This is a genomic window from Nocardia bhagyanarayanae (genome assembly GCF_006716565.1).
GTDB lineage: Bacteria > Actinomycetota > Actinomycetes > Mycobacteriales > Mycobacteriaceae > Nocardia > Nocardia bhagyanarayanae.
Genome location: NZ_VFPG01000001.1, coordinates 5074446 through 5097389, shown reverse-complemented (window position 1 = coordinate 5097389; position 22944 = coordinate 5074446). Strand labels below are relative to the sequence as shown.

The 22944-nt window shown below is 68.2% G+C and carries 27 protein-coding genes and 1 pseudogene; 10 read left to right on the top strand and 18 right to left on the bottom strand.

What is annotated here, in order from left to right; all coding sequences use genetic code 11:
* Nucleotides 1–66 precede the first annotated feature (66 nt).
* The 4 genes from FB390_RS22050 to FB390_RS22035 form a co-directional block, all read right to left on the bottom strand.
* Nucleotides 67–231, bottom strand: a complete 165-nt coding sequence (locus tag FB390_RS22050; RefSeq protein ID WP_246124332.1) for an alpha/beta fold hydrolase — start codon at nt 229–231, stop codon at nt 67–69.
* 96 nt (nt 232–327) lie between these two features.
* Nucleotides 328–1197 carry a TIGR03619 family F420-dependent LLM class oxidoreductase gene (locus FB390_RS22045; RefSeq protein WP_141810649.1) on the bottom strand — a complete coding sequence of 290 codons (870 nt, stop codon included), beginning with the start codon at nt 1195–1197 and terminating at the stop codon, nt 328–330.
* Nucleotides 1194–1556: a MerR family transcriptional regulator gene (locus tag FB390_RS22040; RefSeq protein WP_141810648.1), complete on the bottom strand. Its 363-nt coding sequence runs from the start codon at nt 1554–1556 to the stop codon at nt 1194–1196. Before FB390_RS22040 ends, FB390_RS22045 begins: the two co-directional genes overlap by 4 nt.
* 87 nt (nt 1557–1643) lie before the next feature.
* The gene (locus FB390_RS22035; RefSeq protein WP_141810647.1) at nt 1644–2384 is read right to left on the bottom strand and encodes an SDR family NAD(P)-dependent oxidoreductase; all 741 of its coding nucleotides are present in this window, start codon (nt 2382–2384) and stop codon (nt 1644–1646) included.
* A gap of 95 nt (nt 2385–2479) precedes the next feature.
* Between FB390_RS22035 and FB390_RS22030 the strand changes: the two genes are divergently transcribed.
* Complete coding sequence (locus tag FB390_RS22030; protein ID WP_141810646.1) at nt 2480–2860, top strand: MerR family transcriptional regulator; 381 nt, start codon at nt 2480–2482, stop codon at nt 2858–2860.
* Nucleotides 2861–3016: 156 nt separating this feature from the next.
* Here FB390_RS22030 and FB390_RS34900 read toward each other — a convergent pair.
* A pseudogene (locus FB390_RS34900) lies at nt 3017–3097 on the bottom strand (hypothetical protein); the annotation flags it as partial.
* A gap of 57 nt (nt 3098–3154) precedes the next feature.
* On the opposite strand from FB390_RS34900, the gene FB390_RS22025 reads away from it, so the two are divergent.
* Complete coding sequence (locus FB390_RS22025; protein WP_246124153.1) at nt 3155–4837, top strand: MFS transporter; 1683 nt, start codon at nt 3155–3157, stop codon at nt 4835–4837.
* A gap of 165 nt (nt 4838–5002) precedes the next feature.
* On the opposite strand, the gene FB390_RS22020 is transcribed toward FB390_RS22025, so the two are convergent.
* Nucleotides 5003–5794, bottom strand: coding sequence for a GTP-binding protein (locus tag FB390_RS22020; protein WP_141810645.1), 792 nt, complete (start codon nt 5792–5794; stop codon nt 5003–5005).
* A gap of 155 nt (nt 5795–5949) precedes the next feature.
* On the opposite strand from FB390_RS22020, the gene FB390_RS22015 reads away from it, so the two are divergent.
* From FB390_RS22015 to FB390_RS33665, 3 genes are read left to right on the top strand one after another with little or no spacing between them, the layout of a single operon-like run.
* On the top strand, nt 5950–6372 hold the full coding sequence (locus tag FB390_RS22015; protein WP_141810644.1) for a Zn-ribbon domain-containing OB-fold protein: 423 nt from the start codon (nt 5950–5952) through the stop codon (nt 6370–6372).
* On the top strand, nt 6365–7567 hold the full coding sequence (locus FB390_RS22010) for a lipid-transfer protein (protein ID WP_141810643.1): 1203 nt from the start codon (nt 6365–6367) through the stop codon (nt 7565–7567). Before FB390_RS22015 ends, FB390_RS22010 begins: the two co-directional genes overlap by 8 nt.
* A 58-nt stretch (nt 7568–7625) precedes the next feature.
* Nucleotides 7626–7790 carry a hypothetical protein gene (locus tag FB390_RS33665; protein WP_185757132.1) on the top strand — a complete coding sequence of 55 codons (165 nt, stop codon included), beginning with the start codon at nt 7626–7628 and terminating at the stop codon, nt 7788–7790.
* Between the two features lie 107 nt (nt 7791–7897).
* Here the strand turns inward: FB390_RS33665 and FB390_RS22005 are convergent, their stop codons facing one another.
* Together FB390_RS22005 and FB390_RS22000 are read right to left on the bottom strand one after the other, a co-directional pair.
* On the bottom strand, nt 7898–8506 hold the full coding sequence (locus FB390_RS22005) for a malonic semialdehyde reductase (protein ID WP_221639342.1): 609 nt from the start codon (nt 8504–8506) through the stop codon (nt 7898–7900).
* Nucleotides 8507–8538: 32 nt separating this feature from the next.
* The gene (locus tag FB390_RS22000; RefSeq protein ID WP_141810642.1) at nt 8539–8958 is read right to left on the bottom strand and encodes a nuclear transport factor 2 family protein; all 420 of its coding nucleotides are present in this window, start codon (nt 8956–8958) and stop codon (nt 8539–8541) included.
* A gap of 174 nt (nt 8959–9132) precedes the next feature.
* Here FB390_RS22000 and FB390_RS21995 point away from each other — a divergent pair, with 174 nt between their 5' ends.
* Nucleotides 9133–9915 (top strand): SDR family NAD(P)-dependent oxidoreductase, encoded by a 783-nt coding sequence (locus FB390_RS21995; RefSeq protein WP_141810641.1) that lies wholly within the window; start codon nt 9133–9135, stop codon nt 9913–9915.
* An 18-nt stretch (nt 9916–9933) separates the two neighbouring features.
* Nucleotides 9934–10428, top strand: coding sequence for an acetyl-CoA carboxylase biotin carboxyl carrier protein (locus FB390_RS21990; RefSeq protein WP_141810640.1), 495 nt, complete (start codon nt 9934–9936; stop codon nt 10426–10428).
* Between the two features lie 9 nt (nt 10429–10437).
* Here FB390_RS21990 and FB390_RS21985 read toward each other — a convergent pair whose 3' ends face one another.
* Nucleotides 10438–10827 (bottom strand): lipocalin-like domain-containing protein, encoded by a 390-nt coding sequence (locus FB390_RS21985; protein ID WP_097244046.1) that lies wholly within the window; start codon nt 10825–10827, stop codon nt 10438–10440.
* Between the two features lie 29 nt (nt 10828–10856).
* Nucleotides 10857–11351, bottom strand: a complete 495-nt coding sequence (locus FB390_RS21980) for a luciferase domain-containing protein (RefSeq protein ID WP_141810639.1) — start codon at nt 11349–11351, stop codon at nt 10857–10859.
* Between the two features lie 103 nt (nt 11352–11454).
* Between FB390_RS21980 and FB390_RS21975 the strand changes: the two genes are divergently transcribed.
* On the top strand, nt 11455–11823 hold the full coding sequence (locus FB390_RS21975; RefSeq protein WP_141810638.1) for a winged helix-turn-helix transcriptional regulator: 369 nt from the start codon (nt 11455–11457) through the stop codon (nt 11821–11823).
* A gap of 50 nt (nt 11824–11873) precedes the next feature.
* On the opposite strand, the gene FB390_RS21970 is transcribed toward FB390_RS21975, so the two are convergent.
* The 7 genes from FB390_RS21970 to FB390_RS21940 form a co-directional block, all read right to left on the bottom strand.
* The gene (locus FB390_RS21970; protein ID WP_141810637.1) at nt 11874–12635 is read right to left on the bottom strand and encodes an alpha/beta hydrolase; all 762 of its coding nucleotides are present in this window, start codon (nt 12633–12635) and stop codon (nt 11874–11876) included.
* Between the two features lie 2 nt (nt 12636–12637).
* Nucleotides 12638–13894 (bottom strand): FAD-dependent oxidoreductase, encoded by a 1257-nt coding sequence (locus FB390_RS21965; protein ID WP_141810636.1) that lies wholly within the window; start codon nt 13892–13894, stop codon nt 12638–12640.
* Nucleotides 13882–14808, bottom strand: a complete 927-nt coding sequence (locus FB390_RS21960; RefSeq protein WP_141810635.1) for an MBL fold metallo-hydrolase — start codon at nt 14806–14808, stop codon at nt 13882–13884. Before FB390_RS21960 ends, FB390_RS21965 begins: the two co-directional genes overlap by 13 nt.
* Complete coding sequence (locus FB390_RS21955; RefSeq protein WP_141810634.1) at nt 14805–15725, bottom strand: aromatase/cyclase; 921 nt, start codon at nt 15723–15725, stop codon at nt 14805–14807. Before FB390_RS21955 ends, FB390_RS21960 begins: the two co-directional genes overlap by 4 nt.
* An 85-nt stretch (nt 15726–15810) precedes the next feature.
* A complete protein-coding gene (locus FB390_RS21950) occupies nt 15811–16065 on the bottom strand; it encodes an acyl carrier protein (RefSeq protein ID WP_221639341.1) in 255 nt (84 codons plus the stop codon).
* Complete coding sequence (locus FB390_RS21945; protein ID WP_141810633.1) at nt 16062–17300, bottom strand: ketosynthase chain-length factor; 1239 nt, start codon at nt 17298–17300, stop codon at nt 16062–16064. The genes FB390_RS21950 and FB390_RS21945 overlap by 4 nt, the downstream gene beginning before the upstream one ends.
* Nucleotides 17297–18565, bottom strand: coding sequence for a beta-ketoacyl-[acyl-carrier-protein] synthase family protein (locus FB390_RS21940; RefSeq protein ID WP_141810632.1), 1269 nt, complete (start codon nt 18563–18565; stop codon nt 17297–17299). Before FB390_RS21940 ends, FB390_RS21945 begins: the two co-directional genes overlap by 4 nt.
* Nucleotides 18566–18766: 201 nt before the next feature.
* Between FB390_RS21940 and accD the strand changes: the two genes are divergently transcribed.
* Together accD and accC are read left to right on the top strand one after the other, a co-directional pair.
* Nucleotides 18767–20455: an acetyl-CoA carboxylase, carboxyltransferase subunit beta gene (gene accD, locus FB390_RS21935; RefSeq protein ID WP_141810631.1), complete on the top strand. Its 1689-nt coding sequence runs from the start codon at nt 18767–18769 to the stop codon at nt 20453–20455.
* Between the two features lie 11 nt (nt 20456–20466).
* Complete coding sequence (gene accC, locus FB390_RS21930) at nt 20467–21816, top strand: acetyl-CoA carboxylase biotin carboxylase subunit (protein ID WP_141810630.1); 1350 nt, start codon at nt 20467–20469, stop codon at nt 21814–21816.
* A 41-nt stretch (nt 21817–21857) separates the two neighbouring features.
* On the opposite strand, the gene FB390_RS21925 is transcribed toward accC, so the two are convergent.
* The gene (locus FB390_RS21925; RefSeq protein ID WP_185757131.1) at nt 21858–22727 is read right to left on the bottom strand and encodes an AfsR/SARP family transcriptional regulator; all 870 of its coding nucleotides are present in this window, start codon (nt 22725–22727) and stop codon (nt 21858–21860) included.
* Nucleotides 22728–22944 lie beyond the last annotated feature (217 nt).

Here is a 22944-nt window from a genome sequence, read left to right as displayed (position 1 = left end):
GCCCCGCGTCTGCGGCGGGTGTCGCTTTTCGGGGGAGCCGGAAGTCACCTTGTCGATGTGATCAGATCACGGATCGCTGCGGTGACGGCGACTGGCTGAGCTTCCGGGAGGAAGTGGCCGCCTGGCAGCACCGGGCAGGTCCGGGCAGACGACGTGGAACCGGTCCGTCAGCGCTGGAGCGACGTGCCGCCATGCCAGATGGGTTTGCGGGAACCCGTGCAGCAACAACACCGCGGGTCCGTGCCCGCCCGAGGCGACGTGAACGTCGATTTCGCCAACTCGGACGGTCTGTTCGCCGAAGCCGGGAATGCTTGTGCGCACTGTCGGTCACCGCCCGGAAGAGGTTGCCAGAGCGAATCGTTCGGCGAACGCCGACATCTGGTCGTGCTGTTCGTCGGCGGTCGCGGCGGTCACGTTGACGACGATTCGAGTGACACCGTGTTCCGCGAGTTGCCCGACCTGCTCGACCGTCAGTTCCACCGAGCCCCAGCGGGTGTACTCGAGGGCGGCCGGGTCGCGGCCCGCTTCGACAGCGGCCTTGCGCGCCAAGTCGATCTGTAGGTCGCGCTCGTCCTCGTCGAGCATGCCGCCGGCGAAGTAGCCGTCGCCGCGGAGCCCGGCGCGGCGGGCGGCGGCACGGCTGGACCCGCCCACGTGAATCGGAAGTTCGTTTGTACTAAAGGGTTTCGGATAGCTGCACAGCTTGTCGAAGGCGAAGAACTCACCGTGATGGTCGACGCCTTCCGGCCCGCCGGACCACAGCAGGCGAAGCACGTCGATCGCCTCGTCGGCGCGGCGGCCGCGGGTGCGGAAGTCCACGCCCATGGCCTGTGCCTCGCCAGGGAGGGCGCCGAGGCCGACGGTGAGCAGGCGCATGCGGCCCTTGGACAGCGCGTCGATGGTGGCCAGGCGTTTGGCGAGGACCACGGGATGGCGGTACGGCAGCAGCAGGACGCCGGTGCCGAGCAGCAGGCGTTCGGTGGCGGCGGCGACGAAGCTCAGGGTGTCCAGGGGATCGAAGTAGGGCAGCGTCGGGGGTAGTTCTCCGGCGCCGTAGTTCGCGCCCGGATACAGCGCGATGTGGTCCTGGACGTACAGGGCCTCGAAACCGCACCGCTCGGCATGCCGGGCGAACGAGACGAGCCGGTCGGGATCGGTCCCGTTGAACGGCGTCGGGTAGCTGATCGCGAATTTCATTGGTATCCCTTCGATTCGGCGGTGGCGAGCTGCCGGTGCAGGAGCTCCCGGATCGCGAGGAGCTCGTCGATCGCGTCGTTCACCTCGGTGAGCCGGCGCCGCAGGGTGTCCATCGACTCCGGGCATTCGTCGCCGGACGGGTTCCCGGCCCGCATGCACGTGACGAACGGGCTCAACTCGTCGAGTTCGAAGCCCAGTTCTTGCATGGACCGGATCTTGTGGACGATCGGCAACTCGCCCTCGTCGTACACCCGGTAGCCGTTCGCCGACCGACGTGCCCGCACCAAGCCCTGCTGTTCGTAGTACCGCAGCATGCGGGCGCTCGTACCGGAACGATCGGCGAACTCCCCGATCAGCATTCGACCTCCTCACCACACCAGCGCCGAAACGCTAAACCTTGTCATCGATGTCAAGGCAAGACGGACCAACGGTGTTCCGGCCCGCGCTCACACGGTGTATCCGCCGTCCACGGCGAGGGCGGTGCCGGTCACGTAGCGGCCGCCGGGGCCCGCCAGGTACGCCACGGCGGCGGCGATGTCCTCGGCCGCGCCGTACCGGCCGAGGGCGGTGAGGGAGCGTTGGAATTCCGCGGTCTCGCCGTCGGCTGGGTTCATGTCGGTGTCGATCGGGCCCGGGTCCACGACGGTGGCGGTGATTCCCAGCGGGCCGAGCTCGCGAGCGAGTCCCTTGGTCAGCCCGATGAGCGCGGATTTCGCCATGGCCTGCAAGACGAAGTTCGAACCGGGAACGCGCCCGTTGAAGCACGACCCGATGCTGATGATCCGCCCACCGTCACCCATGTGCCGGGCAGCGGCCTGGGTGGCCAGGAACACCGACTGAATGTCCACGGCGAGTACACGATCCAGTTCGGCGACCGACACCTCCGCCAGTGGGCCGTAGGCGAGGAAGCCCGCGTTGTTCACCAGGATGTCGATGCGGCCCAACTCCCGCACCGTCTGCTCGACCGCTTCGGCCGCGGTCTCGGGACGGGTCAGATCGGCCTGGATGATCGTGGCCTTGCCGCCCTTGTTCTCGATCTGCTTGGCGACCGCGCGCGCTTGGTCTGCTGCCTGGACGTAGGTCAGGCCGATCGCCGCCCCGGCGTCGGCCAGCCGCTGCGCTATCGCGGCGCCGATTCCTCGGCTGCCGCCGGTCACCAGCGCTACCTTGCCGGTCAGCTCGGTCATCGATGTCTCCTCGGTCGAAGGGGTGTTCGCTGCACCGGCATGGTAGAAGTTGACATTAGTGTCAGATTCAAGGTTTTTGTCCTGCGAGGTGCGGAATGCGGATCGGTGAGCTGGCTGATCGCAGCGGGGTGAGCGAGCGCTCCCTTCGCTACTACGAGGCGCAAGGTCTGCTGACCGCTCAGCGCACCTCCGGCGGCCACCGGCACTACGGCGAATGGGCGGTCGACCGCGTCATACGCATCCAAACCCTCTATGCCGCAGGCCTGAACAGCAGGAAGATCGCGCAACTGCTGCCCTGCATGAGAGATTCCGACGGTCGCCCGAACGAGATCGCCACACCGAAACTGGTCGCCGAACTCACCGCTGAGCGCGATCGAATCGACCGCACGATCGCCGATCTGATTCGCTCGCGGGATGTTCTGGACGAAGTGATCGATTCGGCGTCGAAGCGCGTGACCACCGGCCAACCGGGCTAGACGCACCCGCACCGAGCGCGCGCCCCTGATCCTGATGGCGCACGGCGGCGCCCGGCAAGACATCGCCCAACGCGGGCGGTCGACCACCTGCCGTGCCATGGTCACACTGTCGTCCTCGCCCAGGCGCAGGGCCAGGTTGACGGCATTCAGCAGGGCATTGACCTGGAACGCGGCTGCCTCGGGATCGATGTCGGCGATATCACCGGCGGCGACGGCTCGACGGCATAGTCGAGCCATCTGTCGACGAGGGCGGGGATGCGTGCGACGCCGGCGGGGGATTGCTGGGCGGGCCGGATGACCGCGTCGACGAATGCCTCCTGCGCCGCTTCCGCCGTCGCGAGCTGCAGTCTCCGTGGTCCGGAACAACGTCTGAATGCCGCTTCGCTGATGCCGAGTTCGTCGGCCAGACGTCCGAAGCTGAGCCCTTCGAGTCCCGTTGGTGCAGTTGATGTTGCGGTATGCATACGGTCGACCGTATTCTTTGAGCGCACCGGTGGAGAGCGGCGCGTGCTGAGGGACCGGTGTCGACAAACGAAGGGATTCCTCATGGATGGCGTAGCGGCCGAAGACACCGTGGCCACGGACATATCGACGACACGAAGGCCGGTCCGGGACCATTCGACGGCGATCGTGTGGATTCTCTGTTCGGCCGCGTTCATCGCGATGCTCGACGTATTCGTCGTGAACGTCGCGTTCACGAATATCGCCGAGTCGTACCGTGGTTCGTCGCTGGCGGACGTGAGCTGGGTCCTCAACGGATACGCCATCGTCTATGCGGCACTGCTGATTCCAGCGGGGCGCGTCTCGGACCGGTTCGGCCGAAAGGCGGGATTCCTGGTCGGTCTCGGCATTTTCACGCTGGCGAGCCTGGCCTGCGCGGTGGCTCCCTCGCTATGGACGCTGGTGGCGTTCCGGGTCCTGCAGGCGGTCGGCGCGGCCGCCCTGACGCCCGCCAGCCTAGGGCTGCTCCTCACCGTACTGCCGCCGACGCGGGTGCCGGGCGCGGTGAAGGTTTGGGCCACAACGAGTTCCGCCGCCGCAGCGTTCGGCCCGGTGGTCGGCGGGGCGCTGGTCGAGGCGTCCTGGCGCTGGGTCTTCCTGATCAATCTGCCGGTGAGCTTGGTGGCCGGGGTTGCGGCCATGCGCTTGGTACCGAATCATCACCGGCGGACACCGAGCCGGATGCCCGACCTGCTCGGGGTGGCACTGCTGATCGTGGCGATCGGGGCACTGTCGCTGGGCCTGGTACAGAGCGGCGAATGGCGGTGGTCCAGTGCGGCGACACTCGGCACACTGGCCGTCGCGGCAGTCGGCGTGGCGGGGTTCGTGGCGCGAATGACGCGACATCGGAATCCGGTGGTGTCGCCCGACCTGTTCCGGGTGCCGACGTTCGTGTGGGCCAACGTCACCGTATTCGCGTTCTGCACCGCGTTCGGGGCATGGTTCCTCAGCATGGCCATGTGGCTGGAGAACGCGGCCGGGTTCGACACCATGGGAACCGGACTCGCCATCGTCCCCGGACCGCTCATGGTGCCGATCTTCGCCGCCGTCAGCCAGCGACTGATCAGCCGGATCCCAGTGGGTATCGTTGTGGCACTGGGGAACCTGCTGTTCGCCAGTGGTGTGGCGCTCGTGCTGGCCACCGCGTCCACACCCGTGCGGTACGCCGCCGATGTCCTGCCGGGCTGGCTGATCTCCGGCGTTGGCATCGGCCTCGCGCTGCCCAGCATGATCGCCTCCGCGGCCGTCGATCTGCCGCCGGACCAGTCCGCCACCGGCAGTGCCGTGGTGAATACGGCCCGCCAGCTCGGCTATGTGCTGGGCGTCGCCGTGCTGATCGCCATTCTCGGATCGCTCGATGCCCCGGCCGACCGGATGCTGACCGCGTTTCAACACGGCTGGCTGTTCATCGCCATCGTCGCCATCGCAAGCGCCGCAACGGCCTTCGGCCTCACGCCCCGCACTCGTCAGTCGTGATCGGGACAACTTCAATTCAGCATCGGCCCAGCCATCCGGCACATCCGTGCTGCGGCCAGCTGTACCGCGACCCAGCAGCTGGATGCCGTTGGTGATGGGGCGGGCCGTGGCCGTGGGCGACCTGGAAGGCCTGCAAGCCGCTGACGGCCGGCCCGAATGCCTCTGTCAATAGTCGAGGGCGTGTTCTGGTTGGCAGACATCCATGGGGGAGGGCAGGTAGCGGGCGATGGCGTCCAAGAGTGTGGCGATGTCCTCGCTGGGGGGCGCTGCACCGCATAGGACGGGTACGACGTCACCGATGCGGGTGAGGTAGCGGATGCGATGATGCAGCTGGTCGAGCGGGATGTCGCACCGGGCGGGGGAGGCGTTCGAATCCGAGGGGGCCTGTTCCATGACCGTTTTCACGAGGTTGCCGTACCACCGCTCGACGACTTCCCAATGGCTGCCGTAAAGTTCGGCGGCCAGCGATTCGAGCGCCCACAGCGGGAGCAGGTCGATGACGCCTTCGAACGTGGGGTGGGCGCCGAGGGGGATCTGTAGCGCCAGTGGGACCGCGCCGCGGGTGTCGGCGATCGTGCGGACACAGCGGCCGAAATCTGCTGCGGAGTGGTCGACTCCGGTGATCAGGCACAGGCGGGCGACCTGGTGGTCGTCGGCGACCCGCAACATCGTCTCGACGTGCGGGGTGGGGTTCGCGGCGGCGTTCACGACCGCGACCACACCGTCGGCGACGCGGATGGCCCGCTCGAGATCCGCGATGGGCGCGTGGCTCGTCAGCGCGGCGATACGGATCGTGTGCTCGACGCGGCCCGTCTTCCAGTCGACCGTGGCCCGGGTGCCGGGGCCGGGCTGGCCGGAGCGGCGGCGGAGGAGGTGGGCCACTCGGGTGGTCTCGTCGGGGTCGCCGATGATGGTGACGTTGCGGATTGTCTGGGGATCAATGGCTTTGGCGCCCATCGCGTTGTGGTACTCCAGATCGACTCGAGGGGTCGGGACGTCCTCGATCCGGACTCACCGTACCTCCGCCCGCGGATCGCCGGAGCGGAATTCGACCCCAAAGTAGAACGTGTTCCTATACGGTCGGGGCTGTGCAGAAAGAACAACGGCCCGCCGTGGCAGACTGGTTCACCGCGGACGACGGCGTGGCGCGTCTGAAGGGAAGTCGCTGCAAGGATTGCGCCACACCGTATTTCCCGCGGAACACGCTGGCCTGCCGGAATCCGCAGTGTTCCGGTCCGAGGGACGGTTCGGAGCTCGTCGAGCATCTGTTTTCCCGACGTGGGCGGATCTGGTCGTATGCCGACGCACGGTACAAACCTCCGGCGCCCTATGTGTCGCCCGATCCGTTCGAGCCGTATGTCGTTGCGGCAGTGGAGCTCGAGGTCGAGCAGATGGTGATTCTCGGGCAGGTCGTGCGCGGCCTCACGGTGGACGACCTGGCCGTCGGCATGCCGGTCGAAGTGACTCTCGGCACGTTGTACGCCGACGAGGAAGCCGAGTACACGGTGTGGATGTGGAGGCCGGTCAATGACTGACACGAACGATCGCGACATCGCCGTCCTCGGTGCGGGCATGCACCAGTGGGGCAAGTGGGGGCGCAATTTCGTCGAATACGGGCTGGTCGCAGCCCGCGCGGCGCTGGCCGATGCCGGGGTGAACCACCTCGACGTCGGCTATATCGCCGGCGCGGACACCATCCGCAATGGATACCCCGGTTTCGTCTCGGGCGCGACGTTCGCTCAGGCGCTGGGTTGGTCGGGTGCGCGGATCTCGAGCAGCTATGCCGCCTGTGCCTCGGGTGCGCAGGCCATCGCCAACGCACGCGCCCAGATCCTGGCGGGGTTGTGCGACGTGGCGCTGGTGGTGGGCGCGGATGCCGCCCCGAAGGGCTTCTTCCAGCCGGTCGGCGGTGAGCGACGCGACGACCCGGACTGGTTGCGTTTCCACCTGCTCGGCGCTACCAATCCCATCTATTTCGCGCTGTATGCCCGCCGCCGGATGGCGCTGCACGGTGCCACACTCGACGATTTCGCCGCGGTCAAGGTGAAGAATGCCAGGCACGGCCTGAACAACCCGTATGCCCGCTATCGCAAGGAGGTTTCGGTCGAGGAGGTCGCCGCCTCGGCGATCGTCTCGGACCCGTTGCGGCTGCTCGACATCTGCGCGACCAGCGACGGCGGGGCAGCACTGGTGTTGACGTCGATGGAGTACGCGCGTCGGCACGGCGTCGCCGACCCGGTCCGCATCCGGGCGCTGTCGACGGTCACGCCGACGTTCCCGAAAACCGTTCTCGACCTGCCGGATTTCGCGACGGACTCCGCTGTGGCCGTCGAGGCCCCGCCCCGCGCGTTCCGTTCCGACCTCGCGCACGCCGCGTACGAGGAGGCCGGACTCGGTCCGGCCGACCTGTCCCTCGCGGAGGTCTACGACCTGTCCACCGCGCTGGAGCTGGACTGGTACGAGGACATCGGGCTCTGCGAGACGGGCGGCGCGGAGGCACTGTTGCGCAGTGGCGCAACAACATTGGGCGGACGCGTGCCGGTGAACCCCAGCGGCGGCCTGGCCTGTTTCGGTGAGGCGATCCCCGCCCAGGCCATCGCCCAGATCTGCGAGCTCACCTGGCAGCTGCGCGGCCAGGCCGACGGCCGCCAGGTGGACAACGCCCGCGCGGGTATCGCGGTGAACCAGGGCCTTTTCGGCCACGGCTCGGCCATCATCGCCATCCGCTGACACCGCGCCTCTCTCGGGTCGCTCTCCGAAAACCCGGGCCATGCCCGGGTCCCGATCAATGTCCGCAGCCGCTATCGAGAGGGCGCGCGGGTGGCTCGCCCTTCTCGCCGTGATCCTCGAGCCCGCCCCCTGGGTGCTCGCCTGGATCGCGGTCGGGCTGCTGGCGGTCGCCGCTCGGCGAGCGCGCTTCGCCGAATCCACGCCCCAGCTCGGCGGCGTGTGAGCCGGTCATCGACGGTCTGCGCCGGGTAGTGCGGGGACGGCGATGCCCGTGAGTTGTTCTCGCGGGCATCGACCACTCCGACCGGGTGCGCTGCCCTCCCGACCGGCTCAAATCGTGCTGACCACCTCGTCGTAGGCCAATCGCGGCGAGCGCGGGAACCAGGCGTTCGCGCCCGGCTTGCCGATATTGACCACGACGAGACCGGTGTGATCGCCGTCCGGGAAGAAGTCCTTGTCCAGCCCCGCGCCGTCGAACCCGTTCATCGGGCCCGCCGCCAGCCCCGCCGCGCGGATACCCAGGATGAGGTAGCCGATCTGGATCAGGGCATTGAACCGCGCCGACTCGGTCCGGTAGTCCGTATCGGCGAAGTAGTCCTTGGCCTCGGGCGCGTGCGGGAACACTGTTGGCAAGTTGTCGTGGAAATTCAGGTCCGCGGCAAGGATCGCCGAGAGCGGCGCCGCGGCCGTCTTCGGCTTGTTGTTGTCGATCATGTGGGTGACCAGCCGGTCTCGCGCCTCTTGGCTGCGCACCAGCACGATCCGCAGCGGTTGCTGGTTCATCGACGTCGGCGCGTATTTCACCAATTCGTAGATCGCGCGGATCTGCTCGTCGGTGACCGGCTCGTCGGTGAAGGTATTCGCCGTGCGGGCCTCCCGGAAGAGCAGATCCTGCGCCTCGGCGGCGAGCGTGAGCAAGGCTGGCTGAACGGAGTTCACGTATTTCTCCTCGAAAAGGTGTCCGGGGACGGTCAGTCGTGGACGACGCGCCGCGATCGGGTCAGCAGCGCTCCGTCGACGCGGACGAGCACGTCGTGCACGACGCAGCTCGGCGCGATCTCGGGCTTGCTGTTCGGGCGGATCTTCACCACCAGGCAGTAGGTGGTGGACACGATGGTCCCGTCGTCCTGGGGTTGCAGGTTGATCATGTTGAACCAGTGCCTGCGCTGCATCGGGTCGGTGTCGAAGCGCTTGTGGAACTCGACCAGGTCCGCGATGATGCCCGCTCTGGTCCGGGCGGGTGGAATGCCCGGCGAGTGCTCGAATTCCGCGTCCTCGGTGAAGGTATCGGCGTAGCCGGGGATGTCGCGGTTGTCCAGTCGCTGCATCTGCTCGGCGTAGAACTGCTGGACCTCGGCGTACAACTCGGTGCGGCTTGCGACAGTGGTCATGGTTGCTCCCTAAGGTTGCGGCGGGGCGCGGCTGCACGCCACGGTGGCCGACGCCGCTAGAGCTTCGGTCGAGCCGCCGCATGTGACCGTCGGTTGACCGGATCTATAGGACGCGCGACGACGCTGGTGGTCGAAAAGCCCGGCGAGTTCGGAAGATCGACCGATGGAGGAGTCATGGCGGAAAATCGGCGCGTCGCGCTGGTCACCGGAGCGACCAGCGGAATGGGCCTGGAGATCACCAAAAGCCTGGCGGCCCAGGGCATTGCGGTGTTCCTCTGCGCTCGCGACCAGCAGCGGGTGACCGACACAGTGAAGAGCCTGCAGGACGAGGGTCACGAGGTGGACGGCACCGTCTGCGACGTGGCCGACGCCGCGCAGGTCCGCGAGTACGTCGACGCGGGCGTGCGGCGCTACGGCCCGATCGACATCCTGATCAACAATGCCGGCCGCAGCGGCGGCGGCGTCACCGCTCAGGTGACCGACGAACTGTGGTTCGACGTGATGAACACCAATCTCAACAGCGTGTTCCTGATGACGAAGGCGGTGCTGAACGCGGGCGGCATGCTGGAGCGCGGCAGCGGCCGCATCGTCAACATCGCCTCCACCGGCGGCAAGCAGGGTGTGGTGCACGGCGCCCCGTACTCCGCGTCCAAGCACGGCGTGGTCGGTTTCACCAAGGCGCTCGGCCTCGAGCTGGCCAAGACCGGGATCACCGTGAACGCGGTGTGCCCCGGATTCGTGGAGACACCGATGGCCGAGCGGGTACGCGAGGTGTATTCGGGTCTGTGGGGTGTCGACACCGACGAGGTGCACGCCAGGGTCAGCGCGCGGGTGCCCATCGGTCGTTACGTCCAGCCGTTCGAGGTGGCGGCGATGGTCGACTACCTGATCGGGCCCGGGGCGGGCGCGGTGACCGCCCAGGCGCTGAATGTCTGTGGCGGACTCGGCAATTACTGAGCTGAAGGAGTCACGGCAATGACCGCAGTCGACGACAATCCCGCCGACGCCCGCGCCACCGGGCACGATGATTATCTCCGGGTCCTGGACGCCATACAGACGGGTGCGCTGCACCTGCTCGCGGGCTTCCCGCGCCAGCCGAGCGCACTGCGCTTCCAGGTCGGGGAGGTGACCGTGGAGGCCGAGTGGCAGACCGTCGCGCCGCCGTCCACAGCTATGCCAGTCACCGAAGCTCCGGTGGAATCCATTGCGGCGCCGGAGAGCCCGGCGATCGGACCGGTGGTGCGCGCACCCAGTGTGGGCGTGTTCTATCGCCGCCCCGAGCCGGGCTCGGATCCCTTCGTCGAGGTCGGAGACCGGGTGCAGGCCGGACAGCAGATCGCCATCGTGGAGGCGATGAAACTGATGATCCCGGTGACCGCTCAGACCGGCGGAGTGATCACCGCGATCCTCAAGGAAGACAACGAACCGGTGCAATTCGACGAGCCCTTGTTCTCGTATTCTCCGGAATGACAGCGGATTTCAGGCAGGCGGGCGGCTGCGTCGCCAGGTGAGCACCCGGCGTTGGGTCCGCCCGCCGACCTGTGCGGAGCCGATCAGGGTGAGCACGTCACCGGTCAGCGACATCTGGCGCACCTGCTCGGTGTCCGCCCACGCCGGGTTGGAACACACGCTGATCGCGTGCACCATCTCGGTGCCGGATCGCCGCCAGGTGCCCGCGTAGCCCATGAACGGGGTCGCGCCCGCGGCGCCGTCGGTGCGCATCATGCTCACCGACATATAGCCGTGCGCGCCGTAGATCAGCAGGCCGCGCGGCGCGTCGCCCAATGGCCCCTGGCTGGTCGCATCGTTTTCGTCGATGTCGAAATAGGACACGAGTTCCCATGTCCCGACGAGGTCGGTCGCGTTCATGGGCCCAACGATGGCGGCCGCCGCTCTAATCACGCTGTAGCCGAGCCTCGGGCGAAGCGGTGACTGATCCGCACCAGCCGCCAGATGATGTCCAGTTCCTCGTGGTCGCGCGGCCCGTAGACCATCACCAGCGTCCCGGGCAGGAATCCCTGCCTGGCCATCGGGTGCAGCTCCGCCCAGCCCTGCTGGACGGTCTGCGTCACCACGTCGTTCGGCAGGCACATGTGCAAGCTGCCATCGCCGTGTCCGTGCAAGTGAGCGAATTCGGTGCCCGCCAGGTAGGCCTCGCCGGGACCCGTGGCAAGGGTCGGCCGCAGGTGCAGGGCACGGGTGTCGGGCAGGGAAACGCCGCTGTGGCCGAGCAGGACGCCGTCCAGCGTGGTCATCCGGGACCACAGCTCCTCTTGCAGATCGGGCGGTGCGATCTGGCTGAGCTGCTGATGCGGGTTGTGCTCGCGGGTGCGCGGCCGGTCGCCGGAGCGGCGCGGCAGGTCGAGCCGCCCGTCCACTGTTGTCGTCGTCATGACTGTGCTCCCTTCGGTTTTCGCGTGCTCGCGTCCCTGGAACCACAGTACTTTCCAAAGTATAGTAGTAACCAAGCGGAAAGTGACAAACCCGGGAGGACGCATGACGACCGTGCCCGAGACCGACCCGTGCCCGATCACACCGGTCATCGATCTGGTCTTCGGCCGCTGGTCGACCCAGGTCCTGTGGGTGCTCACCCACGACGGCCGCCTCCGCTTCACCGAACTCCAACAGCGCATCCCTGGCCTCACCCCCAAGGTCCTCACCCAGCGCCTACGTCAACTCGAACGCGACGGGTTGGTATCGCGGACCTACCATCCCGAGGTCCCGCCACGGGTGGAATACGAGGCGACGCCGCTGGCCAAGACACTGACCCCGGTGTTCAGCAGCATCGTGGAATGGTCCAGCGAGCACCTCGGTGAGGTTCTCGCGGCACGCGCCGCCTACGACGCGGGCGGGGACTCGAGCTGAGTGGCGGCTCGCGAACCCGCACCCGAGGATGACTGTCCGCTGTATCGAGGCTATGGCGCGGCTGCCGAACGAGGTGCCAGCGCCAGGAGATGCGCCGCCAGTTCGCGCGGCATGGTGATCATGCAGTCGTGGCCGGTCGGTAGGACGAGCAGGCGGTCCGGCGGGAGGTCGGTGGGCGGGAGGGTGCGGGGCATGGCGGTGCGCATGGCTTTGAAGGCCGCACCGCCTTCACTGCAGTAGACGTGGGACACTGGAATAAGCGCCAGCGCTTGCGGATTCGTCAGTTCCATCGGCTGCTGGAAGGTTTTCAGGGACTGGGGGGTCTGCATCGCGGCGACCCAGCTGAGGTCGGGTTCTTCCGTGACGCCGTAGAGCCCGCCGTCGCCCATGGGTTCGGTTTGCGGCGGCACGCGCCAGCCGTCGCCGTGGGCGGCGGCCGCGGCGACGAAGGCGTCGACCATGCCGGGCATGATGTCGGCGACCGCTTCGCCGTCGTTGGGCACGAAGGTGTCGATGTAGACGAGTTCGGCGATACGGTCCGGTAGGGCGTCGGCGAGTGCGGTGACAACGATGGCGGCGTAGCTGTGGCCGACCAGGACGACGTCGGTGAGGTCTTCGGAGGTGACCAGGTCGATCAGGTCTCGGACATGGGTGTCGAGGCCGACGTCGGCGGTGAGCAGGTGGGCGCGGTCGCCGAGACCGACCAGCGAGGGCGCGAGGACGCGGTGCCCGGCGTCCTCGAGCAGCGGGGTGACCCGCTGCCAGACCCATCCGCCGTGGAAGGCGCCGTGGATGAGCAGGTAGGTCGACACGATCAGTTCTCCCTGGATTTCGTCTGGGCCGTGACGGTTCCGCTCGCCGGAGGCGGGACGGGCTCGGGCCGGATGCCGAGTCCGATCACCCGGGCCACCAGGCGGGGCAGGCGGGGGAAACGCCGGAGCAGACGGACGAGCAGCGGTTTGTCGGTGCCGGGGCGACCGGCGCTGGGGTACAGGTCGGACAGCAGGTGCAGTTGCGCGAATTGCACGAAGCGCATGGGTAATTCGCGGCGGCGCTGGATCGTGCGCAGCGCGGCCGTGCCCGGGGTGGCGCCCGCGGTGAGAATCGGTGCCAGCAACCGGGCGGTGGCGATGGCGTCCTGCACCGCGAGGTTGATCCCGACGCCACCCGCCGGAGACATCGCGTGCGCCGCGTCCCCGATCGCGACCAGGCCGGGACGGTACCAGCGGCGCAGCCGATCCACCCGGACGTCGAGCGGCTTCACGTCGTCCCAGTCCAGGATCTCGGCGTCCAAATGCGGGGCGAGCACGGGGTAGATAGCGGCCAGATCCGCGCGGAACCGCGCCAGCCCCGCATCCCTGATGGCCGCGAAGCCGCCCTTCGGGATCATGTAGGCGACCTGGAGATAGTCCCCGCGGTCGATACAGACGATGAAGAACCCCTTTCCGCTGCGGACCGTGGGCAGGCGTTCACCGTCTGGTTTGCTCACCCGGAACCACAGCACGTCCATCGGCGCCGCGCTGGCCGCGATTTCGAGCAGACCCGACCGGCGCACGATCGAGTGGCGTCCGTCGGCGGCGATCACCAGATCGGCGGTGACCTCGAGCGGTCCTTCGGAGGTTTCGCCACGGACCCCGACCACCACGCCGTCGCGCTGGATCAACTCCGTGACCTCCGCCCGCTGCACCAAACGGAACCCGGGGTAGCGGCGGCCCGCCTCGGCGAGGAAGTTCAATACGTCCCACTGCGGCATGAACGCCACGAACGGGAAACGCCCCGGCAGCGCGCTGAAGTCGGCGAACACCACCGGACCGGTGGCCGTCGCCATCGGCAGCTGCGGCAGCTCGACGTGCGGCAGCGCGAGAAACTCCTCGGCCAAGCCGAGTTCGTCCATCGCGAGCAGCGTCGAGGTGTGCACCGTGTCGCCCCGGAAATCGCGCAGGAAGTCCGGATGCTTCTCCAGCACGAGCACGTCCACGCCGGAACGGGCCAGCAGCAACCCGGTCATCAGTCCGGCGGGTCCGCCGCCGATCACGCAGACCCGTACCGATTCGGTTCTCACGCCAGGCATGCCGGCACCTGCCCGCCGTTGTAGAGCACCATCTCGTCGAAGATGGACAGCACGTCCAGCGGCTCGCCGAGCGGGCCACCGGACAGCTCGGCGTCGGCGCGGTACAGGTTGCCGACCAGCCGTTCCTGGTCGACCAGGCCGTCGAACTCGCCGTGGTCGGCCTCCAGCGCGATAGCCAGCGGCGTCAATCCCAGCGCGCGTCCCTCCGCCGCGAGATCCTGCACCCACCGCAGATACCGCAACGTCTGGTCGAAAATCTCCGGGCCGGTCACCGGACCGTGCCCGGCGACGACCGTCTCGGCGCCGAGCGCGAACAGCCGCCGCACCGCGGCGATCGACCCGCTGACCGACCCCATCAGGCAGAACGGCGCCGCGCCCGACATCACCAGGTCCCCGGCGAACAGCACGCGCTCCGCGGGCAGCCAGGCCACCACGTCGTTGGTGGTGTGCGCGGCGGGACCGAGATGGATCAGCTCGACCCGTCGCTCGCCCACGTGCAGGGTCACGCTGTCGCTGAACGTGATGCCCGGCAAGGTGACTCGCACGTCGCCCCAGTCCACGTTCGGCCACAGTTTCGTCAGCGCCAGACCGGTTTCGGCCATCTCGGGCCGGATCCGATCGTGGCCGACGACGACGGCGGCCGGCCCGAACAGGTGGTTGCCGAAATTGTGGTCACCGTGGTGATGGGTGTTCACGATCGTGCGGGCCGGGCCTGCGCCGAGCCCGTCGACGAACTCGACCAGGGCGCGGGTGCGTCCCTCGGTCGCCAGCGTGTCGATCACCACCGCGCCGTCCGGGCCGGCCAGCACACCGGCGTTGCTCACACACCAGCCGCCGCGGCTGTGGGTGTAGGCGTAGACGCCGTCGGCGATCTCGGTCACGGTGGGCGCCGCGGAGGTTTCGGTGGCTGTCATGTCGGCGACTTCGTCTCGGCGTAGCGCACCGCGCACAGCAGCGTGTTGCGGCTGTTGGTGGACAACGCTTCGGTCAGATAGGCGCGGGCGTCGGCGAGATCCGTTTCAGCGCCGAGTATCTCGCGGGCGGCGTCGGGATTGATCGCGACGGTGTGCCGTGCGGTGACCACCGCGCCGTCCGGTCCGTCGGTGAACTCCCACGCGCCGCTGTGCCCGAAGAGCATTGCCGGTGGCAGCAGCTGCTTGTAGTCGATCCGCTCGCCGGGGAAGCACACCCGCACCGACTTGGTGGTATGCGGAATGCCGCCCGCGGTCACCGTGTCCATCTCCATCAGCTGCACGCCGTCGTCGTCCTCGGTGAGCTCGATCCGGCTGACGTGCGGGACATGTTCGGGCCACCGATCGCTGTGATAGACGAAGTCGTACACCTCGGCGGCCGAGCATCGCAGCGTCACCGTGTCTTCGAAGGTGTGGACAACCTCCTCGACCGGGTGGCCCAGCTCGGCGATGCGGGCCAGCGCCGCGAGCTCGGTCTCGCTGTTGCGGTCCACCGCCGCAGCGACCTGCTCGGGGTCGGCGCCGTCCACCACGGTGAAGTGGTGATCCAGCGTGACTTTCGTCGCGCCGGAACCGACCTCGCGGAACGACCAGCCGCCGCCCATGGATGCGATCGGCGCCTGGCTGCGCTCCTGCTCGAAGACGATACGGCGCTGCTCGGCGTCCAGCACGCGCCGCGAGGTCCATTTGTTCACCGCGCCGTTCACGGTCGCCCACAGCCGGAACCGCTCCTCGTCCGGGCCGCGGTGCAGGTGGCGCACCAGCACGCTGGGCGCGAAGATCACCGGCCACCGGGTCACGTCGGCCACCAGGTCGTAGACGACCTCCGGCGCGGCCTGCACCACCTTCGTATGACTCATCACCCGGATATTCACGCCCTGTCCTCCTTGGCATGCGCGGTGCCCTGCGCGGTCACACTCCGCCGCCGCCTCCGCGCCTGACCGCTCATGCCACGTCCTGTAGTTGGGCGTTCACGATGTCGACCAGCTCCTGTGGCGTCTTGACCTCGACGAGCTGCTCTTCCGGGATCGTCACGCCGAAGTCGCGCTGGATCCGCGCCGCGGTCTCGATGAGCGCGAGCGAGTCGTAGCCCAGTTCCTCGAATTCCACGGCGGCGATATCGCCGCCGAGCTCGGCGAGATCCTCGCCGCCTGCGCATTCCACGAGAATCCGGCGTAGTTCGGTGATGGTCATGGTCATGATTCGCTCCCGGGAAGTACTCGATCGGACACGGCACGCACGACGACCGCGGAGTTGAAACCCCAGCGCCCGCGCGCGAGGACGAGCGCACCGCCGACGGTGGCGGAGCGCGGGGCGCCGAGAACCAGGTCGATCCGGTAGTCCTCGGCGAGTGTGGTGGTGTACGCGGTGCGCGGGATCACCGAATCGCGCACCGACAGCAGAGCGGTCACAATGTCCAGCGGCCCCCCGCCGGAGAACAATCGTCCGGTCAGGGGCTTCGGCGCGGTGACCGGAACGCCACCGGGCCCGAAGATCGCCTCGATGGCCGCGGCCTCGTCGCGGTCGCGATCCGGGATGCCGGAGGCGTCCGCGAACACCACGTCGATGTCGCCGGGCGTCATCCCGGCGTCGGCCAGCGCGAGTTCGGCGGCCCGGCGCAGACCCGACGGACGCCCCGAACCGGGTGGCGGGTCGAAAGTCGATGCGTACCCGGCGATTTCGCCGTGCACCTTGGGCACGCCGCGCGCCCGCGCGGCGGCGGCGTCCTCGACGACCAGCATCGCGCCGCCCTCGCCGGGCACGTAGCCGGCGGCGCCGACGTCGAACGGCAGGTACGCGCGCTCGGGCTCGGTGGACGTGCTGACCGACCCGCTGGCCAGGTGCGAAGCCCAGCCCCACGGGTCCAGCGCCGAATCCACACCGCCGGTGACCACCAGCGGCGTGCCGCGCCGCACGGTGCGCCGGGCGTGACCGATCGCGTCCAGTCCGCCCGCTTGCTCGGCGACCAGCGCGCTGCTCGGTCCGCGCATGCCGTGCCGGATCGAGATCTGGCCGGTGTTGACCGCGTAGAACCAGGCGAACGACTCGTACACGCTGACGTGCTCGGAGCCGAGCGACCACAGCTTGTTGAATTCGCGGTGGGTGAATTCGAAGCCGCCGGAAGCGTTTCCGGTCACCACGCCCATGTCGTAGTCGGTCATCGTCGCGGTGTCGACCTTGGCGTCGTCCAGCGCCCACTGCGCGGCGACCAAAGCCATCCGGGTCGAGACATCGGTCTGCGGCAGCAGCCGGCTCGGCAGATGCTCGGCCGCGTCGAAATCGGCCACCTGTCCGGCGAGACGCGCCGCCGAACGGCTGGCGTCGAACCGGGTGAGCGGCGCTATCCCGCCGCGTCCGGACAACACGGCATCCCAGAAACGCTCCACGCCCATGCCGTTCGGCGCGAGCACTCCCATTCCGGTGACAAGGATCATGCCGCCAACGCCTCCGCCTTGCGCAGCACCATCGCGCTCTGGAATCCGCCGAACCCGCTGCCCACGGTGAGCACCGTGTCCATCCGGTGGTCACGGGCGACCAGTGGCACGTAGTCCAGATCGCATTCCGGGTCCGGTTCGTGCAGGTTGGCCGTCGGCGGCACCACCTGGTACTCCAGCGCCAGCAGCGAGGCCGCGATCTCGACCGAGCCGATCGCGCCGAGCGAGTGCCCGACCATCGACTTGATCGAGCTCATCGGCGTCGCGTAGGCGTGCGCGCCGAGACTGCGCTTCACCGCCGCGGTTTCGTGCCGGTCGTTCTGCCTGGTGCCGGAGCCGTGCGCGTTGATGTAGTCCACGCCGGTCGGGTCGATCCTGGATTCGTCCAGCGCGACCCGGATCGCCTCGGCCATCTCACGGCCGTCGGCCTTGAGTCCGGTCATGTGATAGGCGTTGCACCTGGTCGCGTACCCGGAGATCTCGGCGTAGATGTGCGCGCCGCGCTTACGGGCGCTCTCGTACTCCTCCAGCACGAACAGGGCGGCGCCCTCGGCGAGCACGAAACCGTTGCGCGAGTTGTCGAACGGTCGCGAGGCCACCTCCGCCTCGTCGTTGCGCGGGGTGGTCGCCTTGATCGCGTCGAAGCAGGCCACCACGATCGGGGTGATCGGAGTGTCCGACGCGCCCGCCAGCATGACGTCGGCGGAGCCTTCGCGGATCAGCTGCACCGCGTGGCCGACCGAGTCCAGTCCCGACGTGCACCCGTTGGAGACCATCGCCACGGGACCCTCGGCCCCGACACTCCAGGCCACTTCCGCGGGCATCACGCTGGGCACCATGTAGTCGAACATGTGCGGCGAGAGATACGACTCGTCGACCAGCCAGTTCTTCCCGGAGTCCGACAGCACCAGGTATTCGCGCTCCAGGCTGGTGGCCGCGGCGACCGCACTGCCGAGGCTCACGCCGAGCCGGTACGGATCGACCGTCGCGAGGTCGAGTCCGCTGTCGGCCACTGCCTCCCGCGCGCAGACCACGGCGAACTGCACCGCACGGTCCATGCGCCGGATCTCCCTGGGCGACAATCCCTCCCGCACGGGGTCGAAGTCCGCCTCGCCCGCGACCTGGGACCGGTACGGTGAGGCGTCGAAGAACGAAATCCGGCGCGTCGCGGTGCGGCCTTCGGACAACAGCTTCCAGAACTCGTCCTTGCCCGACCCACCGGGCGCGCGGACACCGAGTCCGGTGACGACAACGCGGCGGCTCATCGCGCACCACCGGATGCGTGGGTGTTCATGGCGTTATCTCCCTTCGATCGTGCGACCAAGCATCGGGGCCGGTCCTCGAACCTCGCTCGAGCCGAGGAGTCGAGTTGTTCTCTAGCGGGAGGGCGCAGGCTGTCGCTGTGATCGCCCGGCCGGCGCTGTCCGGACCGATCACCCGTTCCCCGAGCACAGGAGACACGCGTGATGAAGTCAGCTCATGGCACCGACGGCGCCGCGGACTGGGTGCTCTGCCCGGCATGCCTGATTCCGCTGTACGGCAAGCGATTCGCCCGCGACCTCGGCGTCTGCGGCGAATGCGGCAGGCACACTCCGATCACCGCCGAGCAGCGCATCGTCCAGCTCGCCGACGACGGCCGGTTCGAGGCGCTGCCCGCCACCACGACCGACGACGACCCGCTGAGCTTCACCGACACCAAGCCGTACCGGGATCGGCTGGCCGCCGCCCGCGCCCGCACCGGCATGCACGACGCGGTCCTGTGCGCGCGGGCGGCGATCGAAGGTCAGCCGGTGGTGATCGCCGCGATGGACTTCCGCTTTCTCGGCGGCAGCCTCGGCACCGCGGTCGGCGAGATGATCACCGCTGCGGCGGAAACCGCGCTGGCGCAGCGTATTCCGCTGCTCGTCGTCACGGCCTCGGGCGGCGCGCGGATGCAGGAGGGCCCGCTGTCGCTGATGCAGATGGCCAAGACCAGCGCGGCGCTGGAACAGCTGGACCGGGCCGGCGTCTTGACCGTCACCCTGATCACCGACCCCACCTACGGCGGCGTGGCGGCGTCCTTCGCCACTCTCACCGACGTGCTCATCGCCGAGCCGGGCGCGCGCCTGGGATTCGCCGGGCGGCGGGTGATCGAGCAGACCATTCGCCAAGAGTTGCCGCCGAAGTTCCAGACCGCCGAATTCCTCTTGGAACGTGGGCTCATCGACATGATCGTGCCGCGCGCGGGCCTGCGCCAGACGCTCGGCGGGCTACTGCGGGTCGCGGCGCCGGTGGATCCGACCGAACGCTTCGTTTCCGCGGACGCGGGCGTCATCACCGATCCCGACCGCCTCACCGAGAACGATCCCTGGACGCAGGTACGCCGTGCGCGCACCCCGCAGCGGCCGACCGCGCTCGACTACTTCGCGCTGGCCTTCGACGAGTTCCGTGAGCTGCGCGGCGACCGGATCTCGGGCGACTGCCCCGCGGTGGTCGGGGGAACGGCCTGGCTCGGCGCGCGACCGGTGATGGTCATCGGGCACCAGAAGGGGCACGAGCCGAAAGAGCTGATGGAACGCAACTTCGGCATGCCGACACCCGCGGGGTATCGCAAGGCGGCGCGACTGATGCGGTTGGCCGAGAAGCTGGGGCTGCCCGTCGTCACCTTGATCGACACGCCCGGCGCCTATCCCGGCGCGACCGCCGAGGAGCAGGGGCAGGCGATCGTCATCGCGGAGAACATCCGGCTGATGTCCGCGCTGCGGGTGCCGGTGATCAGCGTCGTCATCGGCGAGGGCGGCAGCGGCGGAGCGCTGGCGCTCGGTGTCGCCAACCGGGTGCTGATGTTCGCGAACGGGACCTATTCGGTGATCAGTCCCGAGGGCTGCGCGGCAATCGTCTGGAACGATCCGGCCGCGGCTCCGAAGGCCGCCGCCGCGCTTGCGCTGACCGCGCGGGATCTCCTGCGGCTCGGTGTGGTCGACGGGGTGCTGCCGGAGCCGGGCGACGATGTCGGTGCCGCACCCGTGGCCGCGGCCGAACAGCTGTACCGCGCGGTGGCCGCGACGCTCGGCGAGCTGGTCGGGCGCAGCGGTGCGGAGCTGGCCGACGAACGACGCGCCCGGTTCCGGCGGTTCGGTGCGCGACCGCAGGTCTTCGTCCGGTCGGTGGCGTAGGGGGCGGGACCATGTTCGAGAAGATTCTGATCGCCAATCGCGGCGAGATCGCGCTGCGTGTCGCGCGCACCTGCCGTGAATTGGGTGTGCGCACCGTCGCGGTGCACTCGGTCGCCGACGCCGACTCCGCGGTGGTGCACTTCGCCGACGAGGCGGTGCAGATCGGTCCGGCCGCGGCCAAACGCAGCTACCTGAACGCCGCGGCCGTGCTGGCCGCCGCAGAGCTCACCGGGGCGGACGCGATCCACCCCGGATACGGATTCCTTTCCGAATCACCGGATTTCGCCGACGCCTGCCGCGCGGCGGGTATCACGCTGATCGGCCCGCCCGCCGACGTGATGGCAGAACTCGGTGACAAGCAGTCGGCACGCACGCTGATGGCGAAGGCCGGACTGCCGCTGCTGCCCGGCAGCCTCGACCCGCTCGAACTCGACGAGGCGCACGCGCTGGCGGACTCGATCGGATACCCGGTGATCATCAAGGCCGCCGCGGGCGGCGGCGGGCGCGGCATGCAGGTCGTGCACCACAGCGCCGCGTTCCCGCGGGCCTACCAGGAGACCAGGGCGACCGCGCGGATGCTGTTCGGCGACAGCCGGGTGTACTTGGAGAAGTACCTCGCCGCGGCCAGGCATGTCGAGATCCAGGTGTTGTGCGACGGGCACGGTAATGGAGTACACCTCGGCGAGCGGGACTGCTCGGTGCAGCGCAGGCATCAGAAATTGATCGAGGAATCCCCGGCGCCACGGCTTCCGGACGGTCTTGCCGAGCGGATGGGCAAATCCGCGGTAGACGGTGTACTGGAGGCGGGTTACGTCGGTGCCGGAACCGTAGAATTTCTGGTCGATCGGGACGGAAATTACTATTTTATGGAAGTGAACTGCCGAATTCAGGTCGAACATCCGGTCACCGAAATGGTGACGGGCATCGATCTGATCGCCGAACAGATCCGTATCGCGTCCGGGCAACCGCTCGGCATGGCCCAGGACGATATTGTCCTGCGCGGTGCGGCGATCGAATGCCGGATAAATGCCGAAGATCCGTCCTCTGAATTCGCGCCCGCTCCCGGAGTGCTGACCGAATTCACTCCACCCGGCGGTCCTTTCGTCCGGGTCGACACGCACGCGCACGCCGGTTATTCGATACCGCCGCATTACGATTCGCTGCTTGCCAAACTGGTGGTCTGGGCGCCGGACCGCGACCGGGCACTCGCACGGATGCGGCGGGCGCTGGAGGAGTTCCGGATCTCCGGCGCCCGCGTGGCGACGACAAGGGACTTTCTGCATGAGGTGCTCGACCACCCGGCCATGCGAGCGGCGACGCACACCACCGCGCTGGTGGACGAACTGCTCGGGCGGACGTGAGGCGGGGCGGCGTCGACCCGGCCTCCAGGGACTCGCGACGGTCAGGCGGTTTCGGCGGAGGCGGTGCGGAACTCGGGGGAGTACCACCCGATCAGGTAGCCGGCGTGGCGGCTGTTCAGCATCGCGCTCACCGAGACGTCGGAGGCGGCCAGGATGTCCTGGTGCAGCTTCTGCAGTTTCTGGCACGGGTCGAGGCCCAGCTCACGCTGCATCGACCTGCTGAACTGCTGGAAGGAGGCCAAGGCGCGGTCACGCTGGCCCGAGCGGCACAGGGCGAACATGTAGTACGCCTGCAGCCGCTCGTGCAGTGGATGCTGCATGGTCAGCCGCGCCAGGTCGGGGCACACCTCGCGGTGCCTGCCCAGGCGCAGCTCCGCCTCCACCCGCAGCTCGACGTTGGTCAGCCGCAGGTGGTCCAGGTGCGAGATCTCCGCGGCGAGCGGGATGCCGCCCTCCACGTCGACCAGCGCCGGACCGCTCCACAGCGCCTCCGCCGCGCTGAACAGATCCACCGCGCGCTGGTCGTCGCCGGTCTTGGCAGCGCACCGGGCGGCCACGGACATGGACTGATAATCGCGCAGATCGAAAACGCAGTCCTGCACATCGAACGAATAGCCCTTGCTGCGTGTACGGAGAAAGCGCTCAGCCACCTCCGCCTGTCCCACACCGAGCTGTTCGGCCATTTTCTTCCTGATTCCGAGCACATAGGTCTGCACGACCGTGACCGCGCTGCGCGGTGGATCGTCGTTCCATAATTCTTCGATCAGCGTAGTCACCGGGACCACGGTGTCATGCCTGACCAAGAGTAAAGCCAGCAACTGACGCTGCTTCTGCGCGGTCGGCGTTGCGTTGTGATTGTTGAGAGCGAGTGTCAATGGACCTAACACGCGAGCGCACACTGGATACTTCACCGGGAGCTCTCCTACGGGCGACATTCCCCCCGACCGACGTGAGATTCTCAATTCCCACCGCACTGTAGGTATCGTCATACAATATCGAGAAACCCGTATCGAATCGATGAAAACTGGGTAATATCGGAGTTAACTCATCGCATTCGTACGTTTAATTTCCCTCTGCCGCAAGGAGATTCGCGCGCTATTTGTGGAACTGTCAGCGACGGTGAATTCG

Coding starts and splice junctions, on each gene's coding strand:
- FB390_RS21940 (WP_141810632.1), bottom strand. CDS start 18,565: ATGAGCCGCCGCGTTGTCGTCACCGGACTCGGTGTCCGCGCGCCCGGT.
- FB390_RS21985 (WP_097244046.1), bottom strand. CDS start 10,827: ATGAACGCGACCGACCTCGTCGGGACATGGGAACTCGTGTCCTATTTC.
- FB390_RS22020 (WP_141810645.1), bottom strand. CDS start 5,794: ATGGGCGCCAAAGCCATTGATCCCCAGACAATCCGCAACGTCACCATC.
- FB390_RS22030 (WP_141810646.1), top strand. CDS start 2,480: ATGCGGATCGGTGAGCTGGCTGATCGCAGCGGGGTGAGCGAGCGCTCC.
- FB390_RS21975 (WP_141810638.1), top strand. CDS start 11,455: ATGACGACCGTGCCCGAGACCGACCCGTGCCCGATCACACCGGTCATC.
- FB390_RS21950 (WP_221639341.1), bottom strand. CDS start 16,065: ATGACCATGACCATCACCGAACTACGCCGGATTCTCGTGGAATGCGCA.
- FB390_RS21995 (WP_141810641.1), top strand. CDS start 9,133: ATGGCGGAAAATCGGCGCGTCGCGCTGGTCACCGGAGCGACCAGCGGA.
- FB390_RS33665 (WP_185757132.1), top strand. CDS start 7,626: ATGTCCGCAGCCGCTATCGAGAGGGCGCGCGGGTGGCTCGCCCTTCTC.
- FB390_RS21990 (WP_141810640.1), top strand. CDS start 9,934: ATGACCGCAGTCGACGACAATCCCGCCGACGCCCGCGCCACCGGGCAC.
- FB390_RS21945 (WP_141810633.1), bottom strand. CDS start 17,300: ATGATCCTTGTCACCGGAATGGGAGTGCTCGCGCCGAACGGCATGGGC.
- FB390_RS22000 (WP_141810642.1), bottom strand. CDS start 8,958: ATGACCACTGTCGCAAGCCGCACCGAGTTGTACGCCGAGGTCCAGCAG.
- FB390_RS21960 (WP_141810635.1), bottom strand. CDS start 14,808: ATGACAGCCACCGAAACCTCCGCGGCGCCCACCGTGACCGAGATCGCC.
- FB390_RS22010 (WP_141810643.1), top strand. CDS start 6,365: ATGACTGACACGAACGATCGCGACATCGCCGTCCTCGGTGCGGGCATG.
- accC (WP_141810630.1), top strand. CDS start 20,467: ATGTTCGAGAAGATTCTGATCGCCAATCGCGGCGAGATCGCGCTGCGT.
- FB390_RS21965 (WP_141810636.1), bottom strand. CDS start 13,894: ATGCCTGGCGTGAGAACCGAATCGGTACGGGTCTGCGTGATCGGCGGC.
- FB390_RS22025 (WP_246124153.1), top strand. CDS start 3,155: ATGACCGCGTCGACGAATGCCTCCTGCGCCGCTTCCGCCGTCGCGAGC.
- accD (WP_141810631.1), top strand. CDS start 18,767: ATGAAGTCAGCTCATGGCACCGACGGCGCCGCGGACTGGGTGCTCTGC.
- FB390_RS22045 (WP_141810649.1), bottom strand. CDS start 1,197: ATGAAATTCGCGATCAGCTACCCGACGCCGTTCAACGGGACCGATCCC.
- FB390_RS22040 (WP_141810648.1), bottom strand. CDS start 1,556: ATGCTGATCGGGGAGTTCGCCGATCGTTCCGGTACGAGCGCCCGCATG.
- FB390_RS22035 (WP_141810647.1), bottom strand. CDS start 2,384: ATGACCGAGCTGACCGGCAAGGTAGCGCTGGTGACCGGCGGCAGCCGA.
- FB390_RS21980 (WP_141810639.1), bottom strand. CDS start 11,351: ATGACGACGACAACAGTGGACGGGCGGCTCGACCTGCCGCGCCGCTCC.
- FB390_RS21955 (WP_141810634.1), bottom strand. CDS start 15,725: ATGAGTCATACGAAGGTGGTGCAGGCCGCGCCGGAGGTCGTCTACGAC.